Genomic DNA, 19,613 nt, shown 5'->3' on the forward strand with positions numbered 1-19,613 from the left:
TTTTTTTTTTTTTTTTTTTTTTTTTTTTTTTTTGAAACTTTTTTAAAATTGACATTTCAAGAAACAAATGGTATAATTTCTTTGTCAAATTATGTCGAAAAGAAGGGAAAACGGTGGAAGTATACAATTACAGCGAGTATTATCTTATAAAGCATTTAATGACGAGTTTGAAACATTATCACTATACGACTTACTTACACAGTATAAGAGTTGCAAAACTTACTTATTTAGTTTCTAAAAAATTAGGATTACCTAAAGAGGAGCAAATTTATAACTGTAAGGGGGGATTATTACACGATATTGGCAAGGTATTGGTACCTGTCTCCATTCTTGACAAGCCAGGTCCGCTTACAGAGTTAGAATACGAGTTTGTGAAGATACATCCGAGTTATGGCTCGGAAATGTTAAAAATTTTTCCTTCATTGAAGGATTTGGTTCCAGGGGTACTTTACCATCATGAAAGGCTAGATGGTTCTGGCTATCCTTTTGGTGTCAGTATTATCCCTTTAAGTGCTCAAATAATAGGAATTTGTGATTCTTTTGATGCAATGACTACAAAAAGGCCTTATAATGAAAAGAGGTTAAAAAGTATACACGAGGCAATATTTGAATTAAAAACCCAACTACAAAAATATAATTACAAAATCGTAGAAGCACTGGAAGAAGTCTTGCGGGAGAAAAAGGGGAATCAACAACACTTTATTTCTATATAATAGGAGGGTAACAAATGAAAAGTATTAAAACAAAACTTTTGGTGTTTATGCTCTTGCTTATTTTAATTCCCCTTGTCATAGCAGGATATTTTTCTACAAATATTGCAGAGAGTGTTCTTAAAACCAAGATAAACGATTCCAATCAAGCAGCTTTATCGGTTTTAAATAAGTACATAAATTCTTTTAAACAAAACACAGAAGATAGTGTAAAATTTCAGTAGGTGATTAAGCAGGAAAAAGAGGTGCAAATGTAGAAAAAAGACCTCACCGCGAAAAAAATCAAAACAACATCAAAAGGGAGGTGAGGTCTGATATGTTATTAGATGTTCGACACATAGTGGGTGCAATCCTGCTTTTTGTAGAAGGTTTAATAAAAATAATAAAAGAGAGTAAAGATTTTTATGAACTAGAAAAAGGGATACATGAACTTACTCAAAAAGTATCAAAACAGTTCAATAGCGATTAACAATCTTTACCATATAAAAGATGGTAAAGAAAGAGGAATTTTTTAGTTTTTGAAATCAATAATTTAACATAAATAGAAATATATATCATAAACACTAGAAGGAATAGTAATTAGCGGTGAGGTAATTTAGAGAATCAGCTAAAATATTTAGTTAAAAAATTTTACCTACAAAATCTTGACACGGACTTAAAATAGAAGCATGTTATGCCGACAAATAAAATGTAATATAAATAAGCAAAAAAAGATAAAGAAAAAATATTAGAATCTATTAGAAAAGGGAATATTGATACAGCCAATATAAGTTTTCCGAATTTAATAGATACCATAATACTAAAAATGAAACAGGAGGGAATACTGAAATTCCTGGAGAAGGTGTTTTTGGACAAGCATGCGGACAACATGAATATACCCTTATACCTGATATTAACACTAACTATTGCAACAGAATTGAGAAGCATTAGGAACTCTTGAGAAGCCACAAAGCTCTCTCAGTTCTTTAGATAGACCAAGGATATAAACGAGCAGTTGAATAGTAGGGATAGAGAGAATTTTTTGGATAATGAGAGCAGTAAGCATAGATTCAAGACTAATTCCCTATAGGTAGTGGAAATAATAATGGACGTAAAAAGAAGGCGGAATAAGTTCAGATAAATCAACAAAAGACTCAAAGAGTTTAATAATCTTAGGTTTATCTTCTTCAAAAAAAGATTGGACATTAGCGTAATTATCTGAGAGAGATAATTTTTAGCTTTGATTTTCATGGGATTTCCCCCCCATTTTGTTTTTGGATTTGGTCGTCTATATAAAATTTGACAAAAGTGGAGGAATTCCTTTAAAAATATATAGCAGAACCCCTTAATTTGTGAGGATTTTGGGGTTCTGCAAAGACCTATGGATACTAAACAAAGGAGGAACATTAAATGAAAAAACTGCAAAAAGTAGGTACAAAAAGTATTAAATCAACATTAGTTTTAATGTTCATTGCAGTAACTTTAATAAGTATGTCTGTTTTAGGTTTTGCTGCTTATAATGTATCTAAAAAGGCACTTTTAAATCTTGGAGAAACCGCACTAAAAAATAAAGTAAATATGGGAATTGCTTTCATGGAAGCATTAGAAGAACAAGTTCAAGCGGGTAAACTAACAAGAGAAGAAGCACAAGAAATTTTTAAATCTAAGATGTTAAATCCTAAAAAGGAAGATGGAAAAACCAGAGGTCAAAATGATAAACTAGAACTAAATATAGGAGCTTATATGTATGCTATAAATAGTCAAGGAATAGAAATGATGCATCCATATAAAGAAGGAGAAGATATATCCGAAGTAGTAGACCCTAAAGGTAATAATATAGTAAAGCTTATTATTGAAGAAGGTAGGAATCCTAAAAATAATGGTATTATACATTTTTATTGGCAGAATCCTGGCGAGAAAAAAATGCGTCCTAAAACTAATGCAGTTGGGTATTTTGCGCCCTGGGATTGGTTTGTAAATGTTGGTGCTTATGATGAAGACTTTTATAGACCAGTAAAAACAGTTCTTAATGTAATAATTATAATATCAATAATAAATTTAATTGTTGGTTCTATGCTTATTATTTGGTTCCTTAATAGAAAACTTAATCCTCTTAATGAACTATCAAAAACAATGGAAGAGGGAGCAAATGGTAATTTGAATGTAAATATTGATATTAAATCAAAAGATGAAGTTGGAATACTGGCAAACAGCTTCAACACAATGATAGAAGGAATAAAGAAACTTGTTTTTGACATAAAGAGCATATCAGAATCTGTAAATCATTCTGCAGAGAATTTAGCAGTAGCATCAGAGCAGGCAGCTCAAGCCACGCAGGATGTTGCAAAAGCCATTGAAGAAATCGCACAAGGAGCTTCTAGCCAAGCAAAAGAGGCAGAGGAGAGCGCTAATGCCACTGTATTACTTGGGCAATTGATAGACCAATCCCTTAAAAACGCTGATGAGATAAACCAAGAAGTAGCAAATGTCAGCATGGTATCCAACGAAGGGCTTGTGATTATAGATGACTTAATTAAAAAGACAGAACTGACAGTAGAAGCGAATAACAATGTAAAAGAATCCACAAATTATCTTTTAGAAAAATCTACGGAAATAAGCAAGATTGTAGAGACGATAACAGGTATAGCTGACCAGACAAATCTTTTATCACTAAACGCAGCGATAGAGGCAGCGAGAGCAGGAGAAGCAGGAAGGGGCTTTGCAGTTGTAGCGGATGAAGTGAGGAAATTGGCAGAGCAGTCTTCACAGGCAGCGAGAAACATAGCAAACTTAATATCTGAAATACAAAACACTATTAACGATACCTACAAAACAGTAGAAGATTCAACAAAATCGATAGAAGAGCAAAGCAATGTAGTCAATACTACAAAAGATGTATTTGAAGGAATACTTCATGCAGTGAATTTCATAGTAGAAAAAATTGACAATCTTAATAAATCTTTAAAGGAGATAGAATCTCACAAGAACAAGATAGTTGATTCAATACAAAACATAGCGGCTGTATCAGAGGAGGCTGCAGCATCAGCCGAGGAAGTATCGGCAACTTCAGAGGAGCAGTCAGCGATTGTGGAGGAAATGGCTACAACAGCAAATGAGCTTAAAAATTATGCCAATACGCTTATGGAAGCAATTAAGCAGTTTAAAGTAGAGTAAGCGGGAGAACTCCCGCTTTTTTAAATTTTAAAAATGCATAAATATTAGCAGGATTTTTGACATATTAAATAGAAATATACTATATTGACAAATTCAAAATTTAGAAATGGTTTTGAAAGCGAAAGAAAAAGGAATAAAAATGCCTATGCTAAAATAAACGTTGGAAAGGATGAGGAAATAAATGGATCAGATAATTGAATGTGTACCTAATTTTAGTGAAGGAAGAGACCAAGAAAAAATAGCACAGCTTGTCAAAGAAGTTGTGTCGACGGAAGGAGTGAAGCTTTTGGATTACTCTTCCGATAAAGACCACAACAGGACAGTTATAACCTTTTGTGGAGATGCAAAGGGAGTAAAAGAGGCGGCTTTTAAGCTCATTAAAAAAGCTTCAGAGATAATTGATATGAGGTACCATAAAGGAGAGCATCCGAGGATTGGGGCAACAGATGTAGTACCCTTTATACCTGTAAAAAATGCTACAATGGAAGAATGTATCCAAATTGCAAGAGAAGTAGGAGAAAGGGTTGGAAGAGAGCTTAATATACCTGTGTATTTATATGAAGAAGCTGCTACAACTCCTGAAAGAAAAAATTTAGAGAATATAAGGCGGGGAGAATATGAAGGCTTTTTTGAAAAGATAAAACAGCCGGAATGGAAGCCAGACTTTGGTCCGCAGGAGATGAACCCAAAAAGCGGTGCGACAGTGATTGGCGCAAGAAATTTTCTCATTGCCTACAATGTCAATCTTGCTACAGACAATATTGATATAGCTAACAAAATTGCTAAAGCTATCCGATTTTCAAACGGCGGTTACCGGTATGTAAAGGCGATGGGGGTGGAATTAAAAGAAAGAGGAATTGTGCAGGTGTCGATGAACCTTACTGATTTTAATAAAACACCTATTTACAGAGTTTTTGAAACAATTAAAGCAGAAGCTAGTAGGTATGGGGTAAATGTTATAGGCAGTGAAATAATAGGGCTTGTGCCAGCAAAGGCTTTGTTTGATGTGGCAGATTATTATTTAAGAATAGAGAACTTTTCTGAAAATATGGTTTTAGAAAATAGAATATACGAATGAGGTGTTAAAATGGAGGCAGATTTGTTAATATACAACATTAAGAAAATTTATACACCTCTTGGCAATTGCCCGCTATGTGGAAGTGACATGGAAAATATAGAAGAAATTGAAGATGCTTATATTGCAATAAAAGATGGAAAAATTTTAGCGGCAGGGAAATCACCTGCCGCAATTTCTGCAAAAGAAAAAATTGACGCAAAAGGCATGATTGCAATTCCTGGATTTGTAGATCCTCATACTCATATTATGCACTATGGTTCTAGAGAAAATGAAATGGCTCTAAAGCTTAAAGGTTATTCCTATATTGACATTTTAAAACAGGGTGGAGGTATACATTCTACAGTAAGAGCGACAAGAGAGGCATCTGATGAGGCACTGCTTCAAAAGGCTCTAAAAAGCCTTGAAATCATGCTTTCAAATACAGTGATAAAGTCAAAGGGGAATGATGTGGTTGTTATTGGAATAAAATAGTTTTTATGTTACAATGAAAATGGGTGAAGAAGAATGTTTGCTGTATCCCAGAAGTTATCAGAAATATGTGAAAAATACAAAATAGGTTTAGTGTACCTGTTTGGTTCACAAAAAGAAAATGCATTGAAATTACTGCAGGGGGAGAAAGTAGTCATAGATGACCCTTTGGCAGACATTGATGTAGGCGTGGTTTTTTTGGAGGATATAGAAAAAATAGAAAAGCGTTATTTGCTTTATGCGGATATTTACAATGAGCTAGAAGATCTTTTTAAACCTTATAAATTGGACTTGGTATTTCTTCAAGAAAATCATTCCATATTCCAGCTAGAAGCCTTAAAGGGGATATGCGTATATTCCTACTCTGAAGAGTTTAAAGATAGTTATGAAATGCAGATTTTAAGAAGAGCAGCAGACTTTAAATATATGTACGATAAGTACATTGAAGAAGTGCTAGAAAAATATTAAAAGTTGTGGTGGGGAATATGATAAATAGCCAGTTAATTTTGGAAAGACTTATTCTTATTAGCGAGTATTTGGAGGAACTAAAAGTTTTGTCTTCAATGGATAAAGCAACTTTTTTAAGTGATAAAAGAAATTCTGCGGCTGCAGAAAGTTTTTTAAGGAGAACTTTGGAGGCAATTTTCGATATAGGAAGGCATATATTAGCAAAGGCAGGTAATATCGAATTATCAAAAGAATATAAATCAATTGCGAGAGGGTTAGGAGAATACGGATATATAGATGAGGAGTTGAGTAAAAAATTAGTGAAAATGGCGGGATATAGAAATAGAATGGTGCATCTTTACAATTTAGTGACAGATGAAGAATTATATGAGATTATTACATCTAACCTTAAAGATATAGAAGAATTTGTATCGGAAATAAAAAAGAAGGTGCTAAAAAGAGAGTAAAATAAAAAAGGTGCCATTTGTACAAAGGATTTTACAAATGGCACCTCATTAGTTAAATTTAGCCTCACTATTTTTTTAAATAATGTTTTCTCATCTCTTCATTTTCTGGTAGGGATAGAATTTCTTCTAAAACTTTTTCTACCTGCCCATCATTTTGAGTTCTAGGGTCTCTGTACAGAAGTTCTTTTATTATGTCTATGTCCCCTGTTAAAAATGTTTCTACTGCCATTTCCATTCTCATAATTCTCGGTTTTAGGTAATACTTTATTACTCTCTCTGGGAGCATGGGTTCTATTTTTTCTGGATGTATTCCTTCGCTATCTACTATTGCAGGTACTTCTACAACAACATCATTTTCTACTGCAGGAATTATTCTTCTATTTGGTATATTTACTACAAATCTTTCTTTTTTGCCGGTTACAATCGATTCTACGAAAGGAATGTGCTGTTCTTCACTTTTTTGCTCTGGGTCTAGTATTTTTTCCATTTCCTGTAGTAATTCATTGTCTTTTGCCTCTTGACCGAAAATTTCTTTTATATCGCTAAACTTTGCTTTTGGATTTTCTATCAAGAACTTTGCAATCTTTTTAGTGATGTCTGTAATTTTTCCTAATGTTTCTTGGTACCATTTCCAACCTATTTCAGAGTCTGCACCACCCCAAGGTTCTCCATACCACTTTTTCTTTGTTTCCAGGTTTTTATGATACCGCCAAGAAGCATTTCTTACGGTATCGCCAACAGGCAAAACTCCGTGAAACTTGTACATATCAATGGCAGCTGAGGATAGCTGGTCATTAAATGGATGAAGAGGTTTCCAGTTGTGAGAATTTTCCTCTATCCAGGTGTTGAGCTTTTCGTAAGCACTTTTTCCTTCATATATAAATCTATTAAGCCATATTCCGTGATTTACTCCTGCTACTTGCCAATCTACTTTATTATGCTTAAGTCCCAGTGTGTCAAATACTTCTTTTAATGCAAGATGTCCATGGCAGAATCCAACTGCTTTTATCGAAGAGGTCCTTGTTACAAGAGTTGTGCCTTCAAATACGGGATTAGCAGCTTGTAAATACCAGGCGTTTGGAGACAGTTTTTCAATTTTCTTGGCAATTTCTACGAAATATTTCAACTGATTGTAATTTGAGAAAGTGTAATAATCTGAAACCATATTAAATTCCTGTGCATCTATTCCTCTATAATAGCCATATTTTTCGCTAATCTGTCTGACTTTTTCTAGATAAGTATGTCCTCCTACCATTGCTGTATTTATTACGAAATCTGCATCTATTATGGCATCTTCTAAATTTTTAGTTTTTTCAAACTTTAACTCTGCTCCTACTTCTTCCACATACCTTTTTGCAAGTATGTACACGGCCTCTAATCTTTCTTCATCGATATCCATGAGAGTTACTAAGCTTCCATATAACGCTGGAGTTTTGCATAAATCGCTCACCAACCTCAGAGAAAATACAGCACTTCCTGCACCTATAATACCAATTTTTACTGATGGCATTTAAAACACTCCTTTCATAAAATTTTTATCCTTTTACTGCTCCAGCAGTCAAACCGGAGATTATCCTTTTTTGGAAGATAAGTACCATTATAATTAGAGGAACAGTTACTACAACAGATGCTGCTGCAATATCTCCCCAAGGAAGGTCATGTTCTCCAGGAAACATAGCTATACCGACGGGTACTGTTCTCATTGAGTCTTGTGTGTTAAATACAAGGGCGAAGAGGAATTCATTCCATGCAGCTATAAACGTGAGAATGGCAGTTGTAAACATACCTGGGGTAGCAAGAGGCATTATTATCTTTAAAAATGCTTGCATAGGAGTAGCACCATCTACTTTTGCAGATTCTTCAAGTTCAAAAGGAATTTCTTTAAAAAATGAGGTTAAAATCCACAAAGAAAGAGGAATTGCAAAAGTAGTGTATGTTAATATAAGCCCTAGATAGCTATTTAATAGGTTTACATTTTTTAGAAAAATAAACAGAGGGCTTACAATAGCTATTCCAGGAAACATTGATACAGACAAAACTAAAGATAGTATTATCGCCTTTCCTTTAAATTTAAGCCTTGCTAAAGCATATGCTGCAAAAGAAGATACAAAAAGACTAAAAAGAGTGGTAGATGAAGCAACAATAAAACTATTTTTCAAATAGGTTAAAAAAGGGCGTTTAGTAAATACATTTATATAATATCCCGTATAAATTTTACTTGGAATCCATGTTGGAGGAATACTAAATAGTTCTTGTGGAGTTTTAAAGGAGGTAAGTGTTTGCCATAGAAAAGGGAAAATTATATACACAAGGAATATTGTTAAAAAAATATAGAAAATAATTTGGTTTATGGTATTTTTAAGTTTCATTTTTATATCACCTCATTTCAAAATGCTTTTATCTAAAAGCTTTATATAGAACATTGCAAAAATGAAAACAAAGATGAATATTATAACAGCTATTGCTGAACCAATTCCAAAGTCAAGGTTTCTAAAAAGGGTTTTATATGCATATATTGAAAGGGTTTCTGTTGAGTTACCAGGTCCTCCTCCTGTCATTACGAAAATGAGGTCAAACACTCTAAAAGCGTCTAATGTTCTAAATATGAGGGCAACTAAAATTGTAGGTTTTAACAATGGTAAAGTGATACTAAAAAATTGTCTTATGCTTCCTGCTCCATCTACTTTTGCCGCCTCATAAAGGTCATGAGATATGTTTTGAAGTCCGGCAAGCAATAATAATGCCATGAAAGGTGCAGTTTTCCATACATCTGCAAATATAGCTGATCCCATTGCTAAAGAAGGGCTACCCAACCAAGCTCTGTAACTATCAATCAAGCCCGTTTTCATTAAAATATCATTCAGTACACCAAATTGGTCATTATAAATGAATTTCCACATGAGGGCGGATACTATAGTGGGTATTGCCCATGGAATCAACACGGCAGCTCTTACCAATCCTGTACCTTTAAATTTTTTATTCATCAAAAGTGCCATTATCATTCCGAGCACTAACTCCAGTGCTACAGATACAACTGTAAAAACAATTGTATTTGAAGTTGCTGACCAAAATCTGGAATCAGAGGATAGTGTGATGTAATTTTGAAGTCCTACAAAATGAGTGAGTCCAGGAAGCTGCAATTTCATGTAATAAAGACTTAATTTAAAAGTATTGAGTACAGGATATAAAGCTATTGCAATAATACAGAGTAAGGCTGGAGCAACTAATATATATCCCAATGTGGCTTCACTTAGTTGGAACTTAGATTGTTTAGTTGGGGATGTTAAATTTTTTTGTTCTACCACGTTATCACCTCTTTTTTATATTAAGTGGCAGCAAAAAGCTGCCACTTTGGATTTGTATGAAGAAGTACATTAAGTTTACTTTTTACCTTCATTTTTAATTATGTCGTTCAAATCTTTCGCTATGTTTTGTATAGCTTGCTGTGCTGTTATTTCTCCTGTCAAAGCTTTATGAAAGTTAATTTGCATTGAATCAGACATTTGAGGATAAAAAGGAGATACAGGTCTTGGCTTAGCTGTTATGAATGCATCATAAAAATCTGCCCAATAAGGATTTTTTGCCAAAACTTCTTCATCTTGATATAAAGATTTTATTGTTGGGAGATTGCCGCCTTCTAAAGCGGTTATCTTTTGACCTTCTTCACTTGTAACAAATTCTATAAATTTCCATGCTTCTTCAGGATGTTTTGAGTATTTGTTTATACCGAGATTCCATCCCCCTAAAACTGGGGTTCCAGCTTGGCCGTTTTTTCCTTTTGGAATTGGAGCTATACCTACTTTACCTTTTATTGGGGAATCATCTCCATTTACTAAAGACCATGCATAAGGCCAGTTTCTCATAAAAATTGCTTCACCTTGTTGGAATACATTCCTTGCCTCTTCTTCTTGATACGTTGTTACACCTGGAGGAGCGATCTTTACTAAATCTATCAGGTATTGAAGTCCTGCTACTGCTTGTGGTGTGTTTATTGTCACTTTGTCTCCTTCAAGAACACTTCCACCATTGCTTCCTATAAGTTCTAAAGCATCGCAAACTAAACCTTCATATTGATTGCCCTGAAATACTATTCCATATTTAGTACCACCTTTACCAACATTTTCTTTTGACATTTGAATTAATTCATCCCAAGTTTTCGGAGGAGTATCTATGATATCTTTTCTATAATAGAGAACTCCTGCGTCTGTAAATCTTGGTACTGCCCACACATGGCCATTATATGTTACCGCTTCAACGGGTCCCGGTAAAAACTTTTCTCTCATTTCTTCTGTAAATTTATCATCTAATGGAAGTAACCAATCAGCAGCAGCAAATTCAGGTGTCCAAATAATGTCCATTGCTAAAACATCGATACTTGAATCTCCTGCTGACAATGCAGTGACATATGAATTATGTTGATCATCTGTAGAGTTGGGTAGTTCTTGAAATTTGACTTTAATATTTGGATATTTTTTTTCAAAAGCTTCAATTAATTTTTGAGTAGCTGGTGTAGAATCTTTACCTGCAGAATAAGTAATTGTAACTGGTTCGTCTTTAGAAGTATTACTTGAAGTGGACGAGCTCGTGTTAGAACCACAACCAGCAATTAAAGTTACTATTAGTGCCAGCGAAACTATTAAGGTCAGGATTTTATTTTTTTTACCCATCAAAAACTCCTCCTTAACTAAATATAGTTTTGATGTTGTATAATAATTATATAAGAAATCGGTTGCAAAAATAATGTGATATTTTTAATATTTTGTGTAGTTTTTTATAAACTTTTATGTGTAAGGGAGGTAATTGATTTATTTCGTTGAAATATTTTATAAAGGTGGTTTTTATGTTATATAAAAAAATTTTGCTTTCATATATTTTAATAATAGTTATACCGCTTATAATGGTGGCAGCGATAACAGGTAATATTACATCAAGATATATAAATGAAGAGGTAAGAAAGAGTACTTTTCAGACTTTAAATCAAGCTAATAAAAACATATCAAAGATGCTAGAAAATATGAAGAATACTATACTTTATGTTTCGATGAATAAGGAACTTCAATATAATTTGTCACGCAATGACAAAGAAACTCCTTTTCAAATAAACAGAGAAGTTACAGCTATTAGGAACAGTATATTATATCCTGGAATATTTAATAAAAATTATTCTTCTATAGAGATTTTTGCTTTGCGTAAAAATCAATACCCAATGAGATTGGAACAAAATGATGTGATGTCTTCAAAAGTAGTAGAAGATAAAGAATGGTATAAAAAAACTATACAGCTAAATGGCAGGTTGTACTGGTATATAAACAATGATTTTGGGAAACAAATGATTTCTGTTTCGAGGTTGGTTTTCGATGTAAAAAATTTTACTAAACCTATAGCAGTTATTTCTGTAGATATGGATATGTCAAAAATTGCTTCAATAATATCTGATATACACCTTGGAAAAACTGGAAAGGTGTATCTCGTTGATGACAAAGGAGAGCTGATATATTCTGAAGACAAAAGCTTTTTATATCCTTATACCACTAAATTATACAATAGCAGTTCTAGAAGTAATTTTATTACTATGAATGGTAATAAAATAATGGTTATATACAATACTCTACCTCAAAATGGGTGGAAACTTGTCGGTATGATACCTCTGAATGAACTTAATGAAAAAGCTAAGATGATAAGAAATTTTATCTATCTTACTGCGCTTTTGAGTGTTGTAATTGCAGCCTTAATTTCTCTCTATTTTTCATACAGTATTTCACAGCCAATAATAAAACTTGCTACTGAAATGAAAAGAGTTGAGAAAGGAAATTTCAACATAAGTGTTGAAGAAAACTGGGATGGAGAAATAGGAGTATTATATTCAAGTTTTAACTACATGATAAAAAGGATAAATGAACTTATACATGAAGTGTATTTATCAAAAATAAAGGAAAAAGACGCGGAATTAAAGGCTTTGCAAGCACAGATAAATCCGCATTTTTTATACAATACACTTGATACTGTAAATTGGTTGGCAGTAAAGCACAATGCACCTGAAATAAGTAAGATTGTGAATTCTTTAGCATCAATTTTGAGATACAGCATTAATAAAGGGAATGATGTAACTACTGTTGATAAAGAACTTAAGCATGTCGAAAGCTATATTACAATTCAAAAAATCAGATTTAAAGATAAATTTGAGGTGAGTTTTAATATAGATAAAACAATTTTACACTACAAGACGATAAAGTTAATTTTGCAGCCTCTTGTTGAAAATGCAATAATTCATGGGATAGAGACTTATGAAGGAAAAGGAAAAATTTTGATTAACGGTTATTTAGGTGATGGAAAAATTGTATTTGAGGTCATAAATAATGGTAATCCTATAGATTTGGATGTGGTAAATAAACTATTGGATTCGCCGTCAGAGGATAAAGACAGTTATGGAATACAGAATGTTAATGAAAGGATTAAGTTATATTATGGGGAAGAGTATGGACTTTATTACCAAGTAATAGATAACAATACTGTTGCCCGGATTGTAATTCCTGCTGTTTTGTGAGGTGGATTTTATGAAAATTTTAATTGTAGATGATGAGCCAATTGTAAGGGAAGGGCTTAAAAATAATGTTAATTGGCAGGAACTGGATTTACGCGTGGTAGGTTGCGAAGCTAATGGAAAAAGTGCTCTTCATGTGTTTAACAGAGAACAACCTGATATAATTTTAACGGATATACGTATGCCCTTTATGGATGGCCTCCAACTTACAAGGGAAGTTAAAAAGATTGATCCTCTAGTTGTGGTAATTTTGTTAAGTGCATATGATGATTTTAAATATGCTCAACAAGCTATAAGGTTAGGAGCCTTTGATTATATTTTAAAGCCTATCGACATTGACACGCTAAAAGAAACTGTAAGACGAGCGGTTTTAAAAAGAAAAGAATTATTGGACAAAAAAAAGGAACCATTACCATCCTTGAACAAAGAAGACTTGAAATTTTTTAAAGCAGAATATTATAAATATCCTTTAAAATTGGAAGAGAAATTATCAAAAGCGATAAAACGGGGAGATAAAGATTTGGCTCTTAATATTTTTAACGAGATTTGGAATGAATTTCGCGACAAAAATTATACAGAAGATTTTATAAAGAGATGGGGGTTAGAGCTTGTTGCAGTTATTACGCGGTCGCTTATAGAAATTGGAGAAAATGCAGATATTTTATTTAAAGAAACGGACCCTTGGAGGCAAATTTCCGAATTATCTACCAAAGAAAACCTTCGAGAATGGATGGGAAATATAATAGAAGTAGTATGTGAATATGTTTCTCTTACTAAAAATTCTAAAAATAGGAAATTAATTGATGAGGCTATCAAACTAATACAAGAAAATTATAGTGATGTAAATATTTCTTTGAATAGCATCGCTGAAAAATTGTATATAACCCCAAATTATTTAAGTACTTTATTTAAAAGTGAAATGGGTGTCACATTTTCAGATTATTTAACTGCTTGCAGGATTGAAAAAGCAAAGGAACTTTTAAAAGATGTAAAGGTTAAAATCTACGAAGTAGCCGAAGCAGTTGGATATACTGATCAACACTATTTTAGCAAAGTTTTTAAAAACATAACAGGTTTTACTCCAAAAGAGTATAGAGAAAAAATATTGTAACAATTTTTTATGTTGTATTACGAAAATTATATCTCATTGGTATAATAGGTAGTGGGGGAAAATATATACACAGAGAAGGAGATGGTTTTATGCTGATTGATGATTCATTAAAGGAGTATATTGAAAAAGTGGCCTCAAAATCACCAACGCCGGGAGGGGGAAGTGTATCGGCGGCAGCGGCAAGCCTTGGGATTGCCCTTTCTTCTATGGTTTACAATCTTACAATAGGGCGAAAATTTTATGAGGAATATACTGATGATATTAAAGAAGAGATTCAACAAGGGCTTAGTATATGTAATCGACTTCTTGCAGAATATGTAAAGCTTGTTGATGAAGACACTGTAGCTTATGACGAAGTGATGAAAGCCCTTAAAATGCCAAAAGATACTGAAGAAAATAAAAAAATAAGAAACGAAGCACTTCAAAAAGCTTATATTAACGCTATGAATGTTCCTCTAAAACTTGCGAGGTTGTGTGGAGAGGCTTTTACTCCTACGATGTTGATTGCGGAATACGGGAATCCTAATGCCATATCTGATGCGGCAGTTGGAGCGATTCTACTATATGCAGCAATAGAGGGAGCTGTTTTGAATGTTAAAGTGAATATTCCTTATATTAAAGATAGAGAAATTGCCGAAAAGGCAAACAAAGAATGTGATGAAATTTTGGCAAAATACAAAAATATAAGGGATGAAATTGTAAATAAAGTTTTAAATAAAATTTCTTGATAGAGTGCGATGAGCACTCTTTATTTTGCGCTACCTTTAAGCTAATAGTGCCGAAAGTTCTTAAAATAAGCTTTAAATTTTGCATAAAAAAATAGTTATTGCAGAAATATAAAGAAAAGAGAAGATTTAAAAAGATATCTATAAAAGAGCTCAATAAAATAACTTATTTTAGAATTTGTAACAAGAGATTAATAAAGTTATAATAAAGTTAGATGTCAGACAAGTTTATATGTTTACTACTTATACAAGTAGTAAACGGTAACAAAATTTTTGTAGGAGGTTATATGATGAAAAGGTGGCGTGTTGTTTTAGCATCCTTGTTAATTGTAGTGTTATCAGTTTCAGTGCTTTTGTCGGGTTGCTCTTCAAAAACAAAGCAAGAAAGTACACAACCCGAGACTGCGCAAGAATCTAAAAACAAAGATTTTAAAGTAGGTCTTGTAACAGATGTGGGTGGCATCAATGACCGCAGCTTTAACCAAATGGCTTATGAAGGCTTGCAAAGAGCTGCTAAAGAATTAGGTGTTACAGTGAACGTAATACAATCAAAGAAAATGGAAGACTATGTACCGAACTTAACAAATTTTGCACAACAAGGGTACAACTTGGTAATTGCAGTAGGTTTTATGATGCATGATGCTGTTGAAGAGGTATCACAAAAATTCCCTGACACAAAATTTCTGATAATTGATTCAGAAGTGACAGACAGGCCTAACGTTTCATCAGCTATGTTCAAGGAAGAGCAAGTCGGCTATCTTGTAGGCGCTATGGCTGGATTAATGGAAAAAGAAAAAGTTGGTAAGGTAAAAGGTACAAACACCATAGGTGTTGTTGGCGGAATGCAGATACCACCAGTTGATCGCTTTATTGCAGGTTATCAACAAGGTGCAAAAGCTGTTAATCCGGACATAAAAATTCTAATCAATTATACAAATAATTTCGATGACCCAGCAACAGGTAAACAAATGGCTTTGACACAGATAAGCCAGGGTGCAGAAATCATCTTCCAAGTTGCTGGTGGTACTGGCGAGGGTGTAATAAAAGCAGCCCAAGAGAAAAACGTATATGCTATTGGTGTTGACGCAGACCAAAGCTATTTAGCTCCTGATCATGTTTTGACATCAGCAGTTAAGAGGGTTGATGTTGCAACATACAATGTTATAAAAGATACTTTAAATGGCAACTTTAAGAGTGGAATTGTATACTTTGACTTAAAGAATGACGGTGTTGGAATAGGTAAAGTGAATAAAGATGTTCCACAATCTATCATAGATAAAGTTAATCAATTAGCACAAGATATAAAAGACGGTAAGATAACAGTATCTGACAAAGTTTCAAAATAAACTAAAACCATAAAAAACCGGGGCTGAATACTGTTCAGCCCCTTTTTGGAGGTAGGAGTATGAGCGCTATATTGGAAGTAAAGAATATTACGAAAGTATTTCCTAAGGTTGTAGCAAATGACAATGTCAACCTTACAGTTGAAAAGGGAGAAATTCACGCTATACTTGGAGAAAATGGTGCTGGCAAATCTACTTTAATGAATATTATATACGGCTTATATAAACCGGATTCAGGTCAGCTCATTTTTGATGGTGAAGAACTCAATCTAAGTGGTCCTCATGAAGCTATTGAAAAAGGTATAGGAATGGTACATCAACACTTTATGCTTATTCCTGTTTTGACAGTTGCAGAAAACATTGTATTAGGTGCAGAGCCTAAAGGCATAACTTACGATAGGGAAAAAGCAAATGAACTCATAAGAGAGATTTCAAAAAAATATCACTTAGAAATAGATCCTGAAGCAAAAGTAAAAGATTTATCTGTTGGTCTTCAGCAAAGAGTTGAGATTTTAAAGGCTTTTTATAGAAAAGCAAAACTTTTGATTTTGGATGAGCCAACAGCTATGCTTACTCCTCAGGAAACAGAAAAATTATTTGAAATAATGAGGGGACTTGTAAAACAAGGTATGTCAATAATATTTATAAGTCACAAATTAGAAGAAGTATTAGAAATTTCTGATAGAGTTACAGTTATGAGAAGAGGTAAAACTGTTGGTACTTTGAACACAAAAGAAACGAATGAGCAAGAACTTGCTAATTTAATGGTAGGTAGAGAAGTAGTATTGAGAATAGAAAAGAGTGAGTACAAGCCAGGGGATGTCGTTTTAAGTGTTAAAAATTTAAATGTAGTTGACCAGCAGAACGTTCCTAAGGTTAAAAATGTAAGTTTTGAAATACACGAAGGAGAAATTTTTGGACTTGCAGGTATTGATGGAAATGGGCAATTAGAATTAGTGGAAGCTATAATGGGATTAAGGCCTAAGAAATCAGGCAATATTTTATTTTACGGAAAAGATGTTACAAATTTTACTACAAGACAGCTTTATAGAGAGGGTATATCGTATATTCCACAAGACAGGCAAGCAGATGGACTTGTTTTGGATTTTACAATTGCAGAAAATTTAATTTTGAGGGAATATAAAGATTCTGCCTATTCTCGTCATGGTGTAATTCAATATAAAAAAGTTTATGAAAATGCTGAGAGAAAAGTTAAGGAGTTTGACATAAGACCTCCTGAGTACATGCTTAAAGCTCGTGGGTTATCAGGAGGAAATCAGCAAAAAGTTATTTTGGCAAGAGAGGTAGGATACAATCCTAAGCTTTTAATTGCAGTTCAGCCAACACGTGGAATGGATGTCGGTGCCATAGAATATATCCACAAGAGAATACTTGAATTAAGAGACAGAGGTGCTGCTGTATTTCTCATTTCATTAGAGCTAGAAGAAATAATGTCATTATCAGATAGGATTGGAGTTATATACAATGGACAGCTTATGGATATTTTGGACGGCAAAACTGCCACAAGAGAACAAATAGGAATGCTTATGGCTGGTTCACGATTTGATAAGACGACATTGGAGGCGAGATAATGAAAAATCTTTTAAAAGAACTGTATATTCCTGCTGCAGCTGTGCTTATAGCAATAATAGTTGGTTCTATTATAATGCTTATTACAGGATTTAATCCTATAACTGCTTATATATCTTTGTTTATAGGTGCTTTTGGCACAATCAATAATATTGCAAATACTCTTGCAGCTGCTGTGCCTCTTATATTGACAGGATTAGGTGTAGCTATATCTTTTAAAGCTGGACTATTTAATATAGGTGCAGAAGGACAGTATTGGATAGGTGCAATAGTAGGTGTTTGGGTAGGCTATAGTTTTACTGGATTACCTTGGTATATCCACATACCTTTTGCAGTTATAGCTGCAATGATAGCAGGAGGGCTTTGGGCAGGACTTATCCCGGGACTTGCAAAAGCCCATACCGGTGCTAACGAAGTTATAACTACTATGATGATGAGCTATATTGCTATATATTTTAGCCACTTTTTGCTTCAATTTGGGCCTATGATGGAGAAGGGAGGAACAATTCCTCAATCTCCCCGTATTAATGAAAGTGCAGTTATACCTGTTTTAATTAAGAATACTCAGCTTTCTTATGGAATTTTTATCGCACTTATTGCTGCTGTTTTCGTATATTGGCTTATGTTTAAAACGACATGGGGCTTTGAAATGAGAGCAGTAGGATATAATCAAAGAGCAGCAAGATACGCGGGTATGAATGTGCCTCTGAATATGGTGCTTTCATTGGGTTTAAGTGGCGCATTTGCAGGACTTGCTGGAGCAGTTCAGATGTTAGGAGTACAGCATAGACTCTATGATAGTTTTACATCGGGATATGGTTATACAGCAATAGTTGTAGCGCTTCTCGCAAATAACAATCCGCTAGGAGTTATATTTTCCGCAATTTTGTTTGCGGCTTTAGATACTGGTTCGCAGTATATGCAGCTCAATGCGCAGGTACCAGGTCAAATGGCAGACGTTATTACAGGGCTTATAGTGTTCTTTGTAGCAGCTCATAGAGTAGCAGAGGTTATAAAAAACAAATTTGCGAAAAACCGCAAAAAGGAGGCGCAAGCATAATGGAAATATTTTTAAATCCCCAACTTTGGGCAGCTACTTTGGCGATGGCAACACCATTGGCGTTGCCTGCGCTAGGTGGTACCTTTTCTGAAAGGTCTGGTGTTGTAAATATAGCAATGGAAGGTATTATGCTTATTGCAGCATTTTTTGCTGTGGTGTTTGCTCATGCCACTGGTAGTGCTTGGTTAGGACTTTTGGGTGCTATGATTGTTGGGCTTATAGTAGCTTTGATTTTTGCGTGGGCGGCTGTAAGCTTAACGGCTAATCAAATAATTTTAGGTATGGCTATTAATATTTTTGCATCGGGTATTACGGCATACCTCTTAAATACAGTATATGGTTTTACAGGAACTCCTGTTGACACTCCTATGCTACCTACTTTAGATATACCAGCAATTAAGAGTATACCATTTTTAGGCCAAGTTTTAAGTGGTCACAGTGTAATAGTATATTTGATGATAATAATTTTATTCATATCAAATTATTTTTTGTTTCACACAAATTTAGGTTTAAGACTTCGAGCAGTTGGTGAAAATCCCGAGGCGGCTGAAACAGCGGGTATAAATGTCATAAAATTAAGATATCTTGGCGTTGCTTTAAGTGGTATTCTTTCTGCCATGGGTGGTGCTTATCTGTCAATAGGTGCGTTAAATAGTTTTATCCCTGATATGACAAGTGGTAGAGGTTATATTGCACTGGCAGCAATGATATTTGGGAAATGGACGCCTTTTGGCTCTTTTGGAGCTGCACTTCTCTTTGGATTTGCAACAGCTCTTAGCATGCAGCTTCAAAATACGGCATTTTCTAAGAATATAATTATGATGTTGCCCTATATAGTAACAATACTTGCACTTGTTGGTGTCGGTGGAAAGAGCGTACCACCTGCTGCAGATGGAGTACCATATACACCGAAGAAATAG

General features: G+C 33.9%; 18 protein-coding genes and 2 pseudogenes. 15 read left to right on the top strand and 5 right to left on the bottom strand.

Going from position 1 to position 19,613, the window contains the following annotated elements:
• Positions 1-113: 113 nt before the first annotated feature.
• The 3 genes and pseudogenes from I4N53_RS02650 to I4N53_RS02660 form a co-directional block, all read left to right on the top strand.
• A complete protein-coding gene (locus tag I4N53_RS02650) occupies positions 114-713 on the top strand; it encodes an HD-GYP domain-containing protein (protein ID WP_003867539.1) in 600 nt (199 codons plus the stop codon).
• 14 nt (positions 714-727) lie between these two features.
• Positions 728-925 (top strand): annotated as a pseudogene (locus I4N53_RS02655) (chemotaxis protein); the annotation flags it as partial.
• A 101-nt stretch (positions 926-1,026) separates the two neighbouring features.
• A pseudogene (locus I4N53_RS02660) lies at positions 1,027-1,164 on the top strand (ISLre2 family transposase); the annotation flags it as partial.
• A 444-nt stretch (positions 1,165-1,608) separates the two neighbouring features.
• On the opposite strand, the gene I4N53_RS12290 reads toward I4N53_RS02660, so the two are convergent.
• Positions 1,609-1,755, bottom strand: a complete 147-nt coding sequence (locus I4N53_RS12290) for an ISNCY family transposase (protein ID WP_012268597.1) — start codon at positions 1,753-1,755, stop codon at positions 1,609-1,611.
• A 344-nt stretch (positions 1,756-2,099) separates the two neighbouring features.
• Here I4N53_RS12290 and I4N53_RS02670 point away from each other — a divergent pair, with 344 nt between their 5' ends.
• The 5 genes from I4N53_RS02670 (at position 2,100) to I4N53_RS02690 (ending at position 6,323) form a co-directional block, all read left to right on the top strand.
• A complete protein-coding gene (locus I4N53_RS02670; RefSeq protein ID WP_009051789.1) occupies positions 2,100-3,863 on the top strand; it encodes a methyl-accepting chemotaxis protein in 1,764 nt (587 codons plus the stop codon).
• A 181-nt stretch (positions 3,864-4,044) separates the two neighbouring features.
• Positions 4,045-4,941: a glutamate formimidoyltransferase gene (gene ftcD, locus I4N53_RS02675; protein WP_003867534.1), complete on the top strand. Its 897-nt coding sequence runs from the start codon at positions 4,045-4,047 to the stop codon at positions 4,939-4,941.
• A gap of 9 nt (positions 4,942-4,950) precedes the next feature.
• Positions 4,951-5,412 carry a hypothetical protein gene (locus I4N53_RS02680; protein WP_003867533.1) on the top strand — a complete coding sequence of 154 codons (462 nt, stop codon included), beginning with the start codon at positions 4,951-4,953 and terminating at the stop codon, positions 5,410-5,412.
• A 33-nt stretch (positions 5,413-5,445) separates the two neighbouring features.
• Positions 5,446-5,877, top strand: a complete 432-nt coding sequence (locus tag I4N53_RS02685) for a nucleotidyltransferase domain-containing protein (RefSeq protein WP_003867532.1) — start codon at positions 5,446-5,448, stop codon at positions 5,875-5,877.
• Between the two features lie 17 nt (positions 5,878-5,894).
• Positions 5,895-6,323 carry a DUF86 domain-containing protein gene (locus I4N53_RS02690; protein ID WP_003867531.1) on the top strand — a complete coding sequence of 143 codons (429 nt, stop codon included), beginning with the start codon at positions 5,895-5,897 and terminating at the stop codon, positions 6,321-6,323.
• 67 nt (positions 6,324-6,390) lie between these two features.
• Here the strand turns inward: I4N53_RS02690 and aglA are convergent, their stop codons facing one another.
• The 4 genes from aglA to I4N53_RS02710 form a co-directional block, all read right to left on the bottom strand.
• A complete protein-coding gene (gene aglA, locus I4N53_RS02695) occupies positions 6,391-7,833 on the bottom strand; it encodes an alpha-glucosidase AglA (RefSeq protein WP_003867530.1) in 1,443 nt (480 codons plus the stop codon).
• 25 nt (positions 7,834-7,858) lie between these two features.
• Positions 7,859-8,692, bottom strand: coding sequence for a carbohydrate ABC transporter permease (locus I4N53_RS02700; protein ID WP_003867529.1), 834 nt, complete (start codon positions 8,690-8,692; stop codon positions 7,859-7,861).
• Positions 8,693-8,704: 12 nt separating this feature from the next.
• Positions 8,705-9,628, bottom strand: a complete 924-nt coding sequence (locus tag I4N53_RS02705; protein WP_214495509.1) for an ABC transporter permease subunit — start codon at positions 9,626-9,628, stop codon at positions 8,705-8,707.
• Positions 9,629-9,703: 75 nt separating this feature from the next.
• Entirely contained in the window at positions 9,704-10,990 is a 1,287-nt protein-coding gene (locus I4N53_RS02710) for an ABC transporter substrate-binding protein (protein ID WP_214495510.1), read from the bottom strand.
• Between the two features lie 173 nt (positions 10,991-11,163).
• Here I4N53_RS02710 and I4N53_RS02715 point away from each other — a divergent pair, with 173 nt between their 5' ends.
• From I4N53_RS02715 to I4N53_RS02745, 7 genes are all read left to right on the top strand, one after another.
• Positions 11,164-12,867 (top strand): sensor histidine kinase, encoded by a 1,704-nt coding sequence (locus tag I4N53_RS02715; protein ID WP_214495511.1) that lies wholly within the window; start codon positions 11,164-11,166, stop codon positions 12,865-12,867.
• A gap of 10 nt (positions 12,868-12,877) precedes the next feature.
• On the top strand, positions 12,878-13,975 hold the full coding sequence (locus tag I4N53_RS02720) for a response regulator (RefSeq protein WP_013149856.1): 1,098 nt from the start codon (positions 12,878-12,880) through the stop codon (positions 13,973-13,975).
• An 89-nt stretch (positions 13,976-14,064) separates the two neighbouring features.
• Positions 14,065-14,703, top strand: coding sequence for a cyclodeaminase/cyclohydrolase family protein (locus I4N53_RS02725; RefSeq protein ID WP_009051782.1), 639 nt, complete (start codon positions 14,065-14,067; stop codon positions 14,701-14,703).
• A 287-nt stretch (positions 14,704-14,990) separates the two neighbouring features.
• Positions 14,991-16,046, top strand: coding sequence for a BMP family protein (locus tag I4N53_RS02730; RefSeq protein ID WP_003867522.1), 1,056 nt, complete (start codon positions 14,991-14,993; stop codon positions 16,044-16,046).
• 59 nt (positions 16,047-16,105) lie between these two features.
• Positions 16,106-17,635, top strand: a complete 1,530-nt coding sequence (locus tag I4N53_RS02735; RefSeq protein WP_214495512.1) for an ABC transporter ATP-binding protein — start codon at positions 16,106-16,108, stop codon at positions 17,633-17,635.
• On the top strand, positions 17,635-18,693 hold the full coding sequence (locus I4N53_RS02740; protein WP_214495513.1) for an ABC transporter permease: 1,059 nt from the start codon (positions 17,635-17,637) through the stop codon (positions 18,691-18,693). The genes I4N53_RS02735 and I4N53_RS02740 overlap by 1 nt, the downstream gene beginning before the upstream one ends.
• Complete coding sequence (locus tag I4N53_RS02745) at positions 18,693-19,613, top strand: ABC transporter permease (RefSeq protein WP_214495514.1); 921 nt, start codon at positions 18,693-18,695, stop codon at positions 19,611-19,613. The genes I4N53_RS02740 and I4N53_RS02745 overlap by 1 nt, the downstream gene beginning before the upstream one ends.

This window comes from Thermoanaerobacter sp. CM-CNRG TB177, from assembly GCF_018588165.1.
GTDB lineage: Bacteria > Bacillota > Thermoanaerobacteria > Thermoanaerobacterales > Thermoanaerobacteraceae > Thermoanaerobacter > Thermoanaerobacter thermocopriae.

What these genes read in the sequence shown, in the direction of transcription:
- I4N53_RS12290 (WP_012268597.1), bottom strand. Translation starts at nt 1,755, where the DNA reads ATGCTTACTGCTCTCATTATCCAAAAAATTCTCTCTATCCCTACTATT.
- I4N53_RS02670 (WP_009051789.1), top strand. Translation starts at nt 2,100, where the DNA reads ATGAAAAAACTGCAAAAAGTAGGTACAAAAAGTATTAAATCAACATTA.
- ftcD (WP_003867534.1), top strand. Translation starts at nt 4,045, where the DNA reads ATGGATCAGATAATTGAATGTGTACCTAATTTTAGTGAAGGAAGAGAC.
- I4N53_RS02680 (WP_003867533.1), top strand. Translation starts at nt 4,951, where the DNA reads ATGGAGGCAGATTTGTTAATATACAACATTAAGAAAATTTATACACCT.
- I4N53_RS02685 (WP_003867532.1), top strand. Translation starts at nt 5,446, where the DNA reads ATGTTTGCTGTATCCCAGAAGTTATCAGAAATATGTGAAAAATACAAA.
- I4N53_RS02690 (WP_003867531.1), top strand. Translation starts at nt 5,895, where the DNA reads ATGATAAATAGCCAGTTAATTTTGGAAAGACTTATTCTTATTAGCGAG.
- aglA (WP_003867530.1), bottom strand. Translation starts at nt 7,833, where the DNA reads ATGCCATCAGTAAAAATTGGTATTATAGGTGCAGGAAGTGCTGTATTT.
- I4N53_RS02700 (WP_003867529.1), bottom strand. Translation starts at nt 8,692, where the DNA reads ATGAAACTTAAAAATACCATAAACCAAATTATTTTCTATATTTTTTTA.
- I4N53_RS02710 (WP_214495510.1), bottom strand. Translation starts at nt 10,990, where the DNA reads ATGGGTAAAAAAAATAAAATCCTGACCTTAATAGTTTCGCTGGCACTA.
- I4N53_RS02715 (WP_214495511.1), top strand. Translation starts at nt 11,164, where the DNA reads ATGTTATATAAAAAAATTTTGCTTTCATATATTTTAATAATAGTTATA.
- I4N53_RS02720 (WP_013149856.1), top strand. Translation starts at nt 12,878, where the DNA reads ATGAAAATTTTAATTGTAGATGATGAGCCAATTGTAAGGGAAGGGCTT.
- I4N53_RS02725 (WP_009051782.1), top strand. Translation starts at nt 14,065, where the DNA reads ATGCTGATTGATGATTCATTAAAGGAGTATATTGAAAAAGTGGCCTCA.
- I4N53_RS02730 (WP_003867522.1), top strand. Translation starts at nt 14,991, where the DNA reads ATGAAAAGGTGGCGTGTTGTTTTAGCATCCTTGTTAATTGTAGTGTTA.
- I4N53_RS02735 (WP_214495512.1), top strand. Translation starts at nt 16,106, where the DNA reads ATGAGCGCTATATTGGAAGTAAAGAATATTACGAAAGTATTTCCTAAG.
- I4N53_RS02740 (WP_214495513.1), top strand. Translation starts at nt 17,635, where the DNA reads ATGAAAAATCTTTTAAAAGAACTGTATATTCCTGCTGCAGCTGTGCTT.
- I4N53_RS02745 (WP_214495514.1), top strand. Translation starts at nt 18,693, where the DNA reads ATGGAAATATTTTTAAATCCCCAACTTTGGGCAGCTACTTTGGCGATG.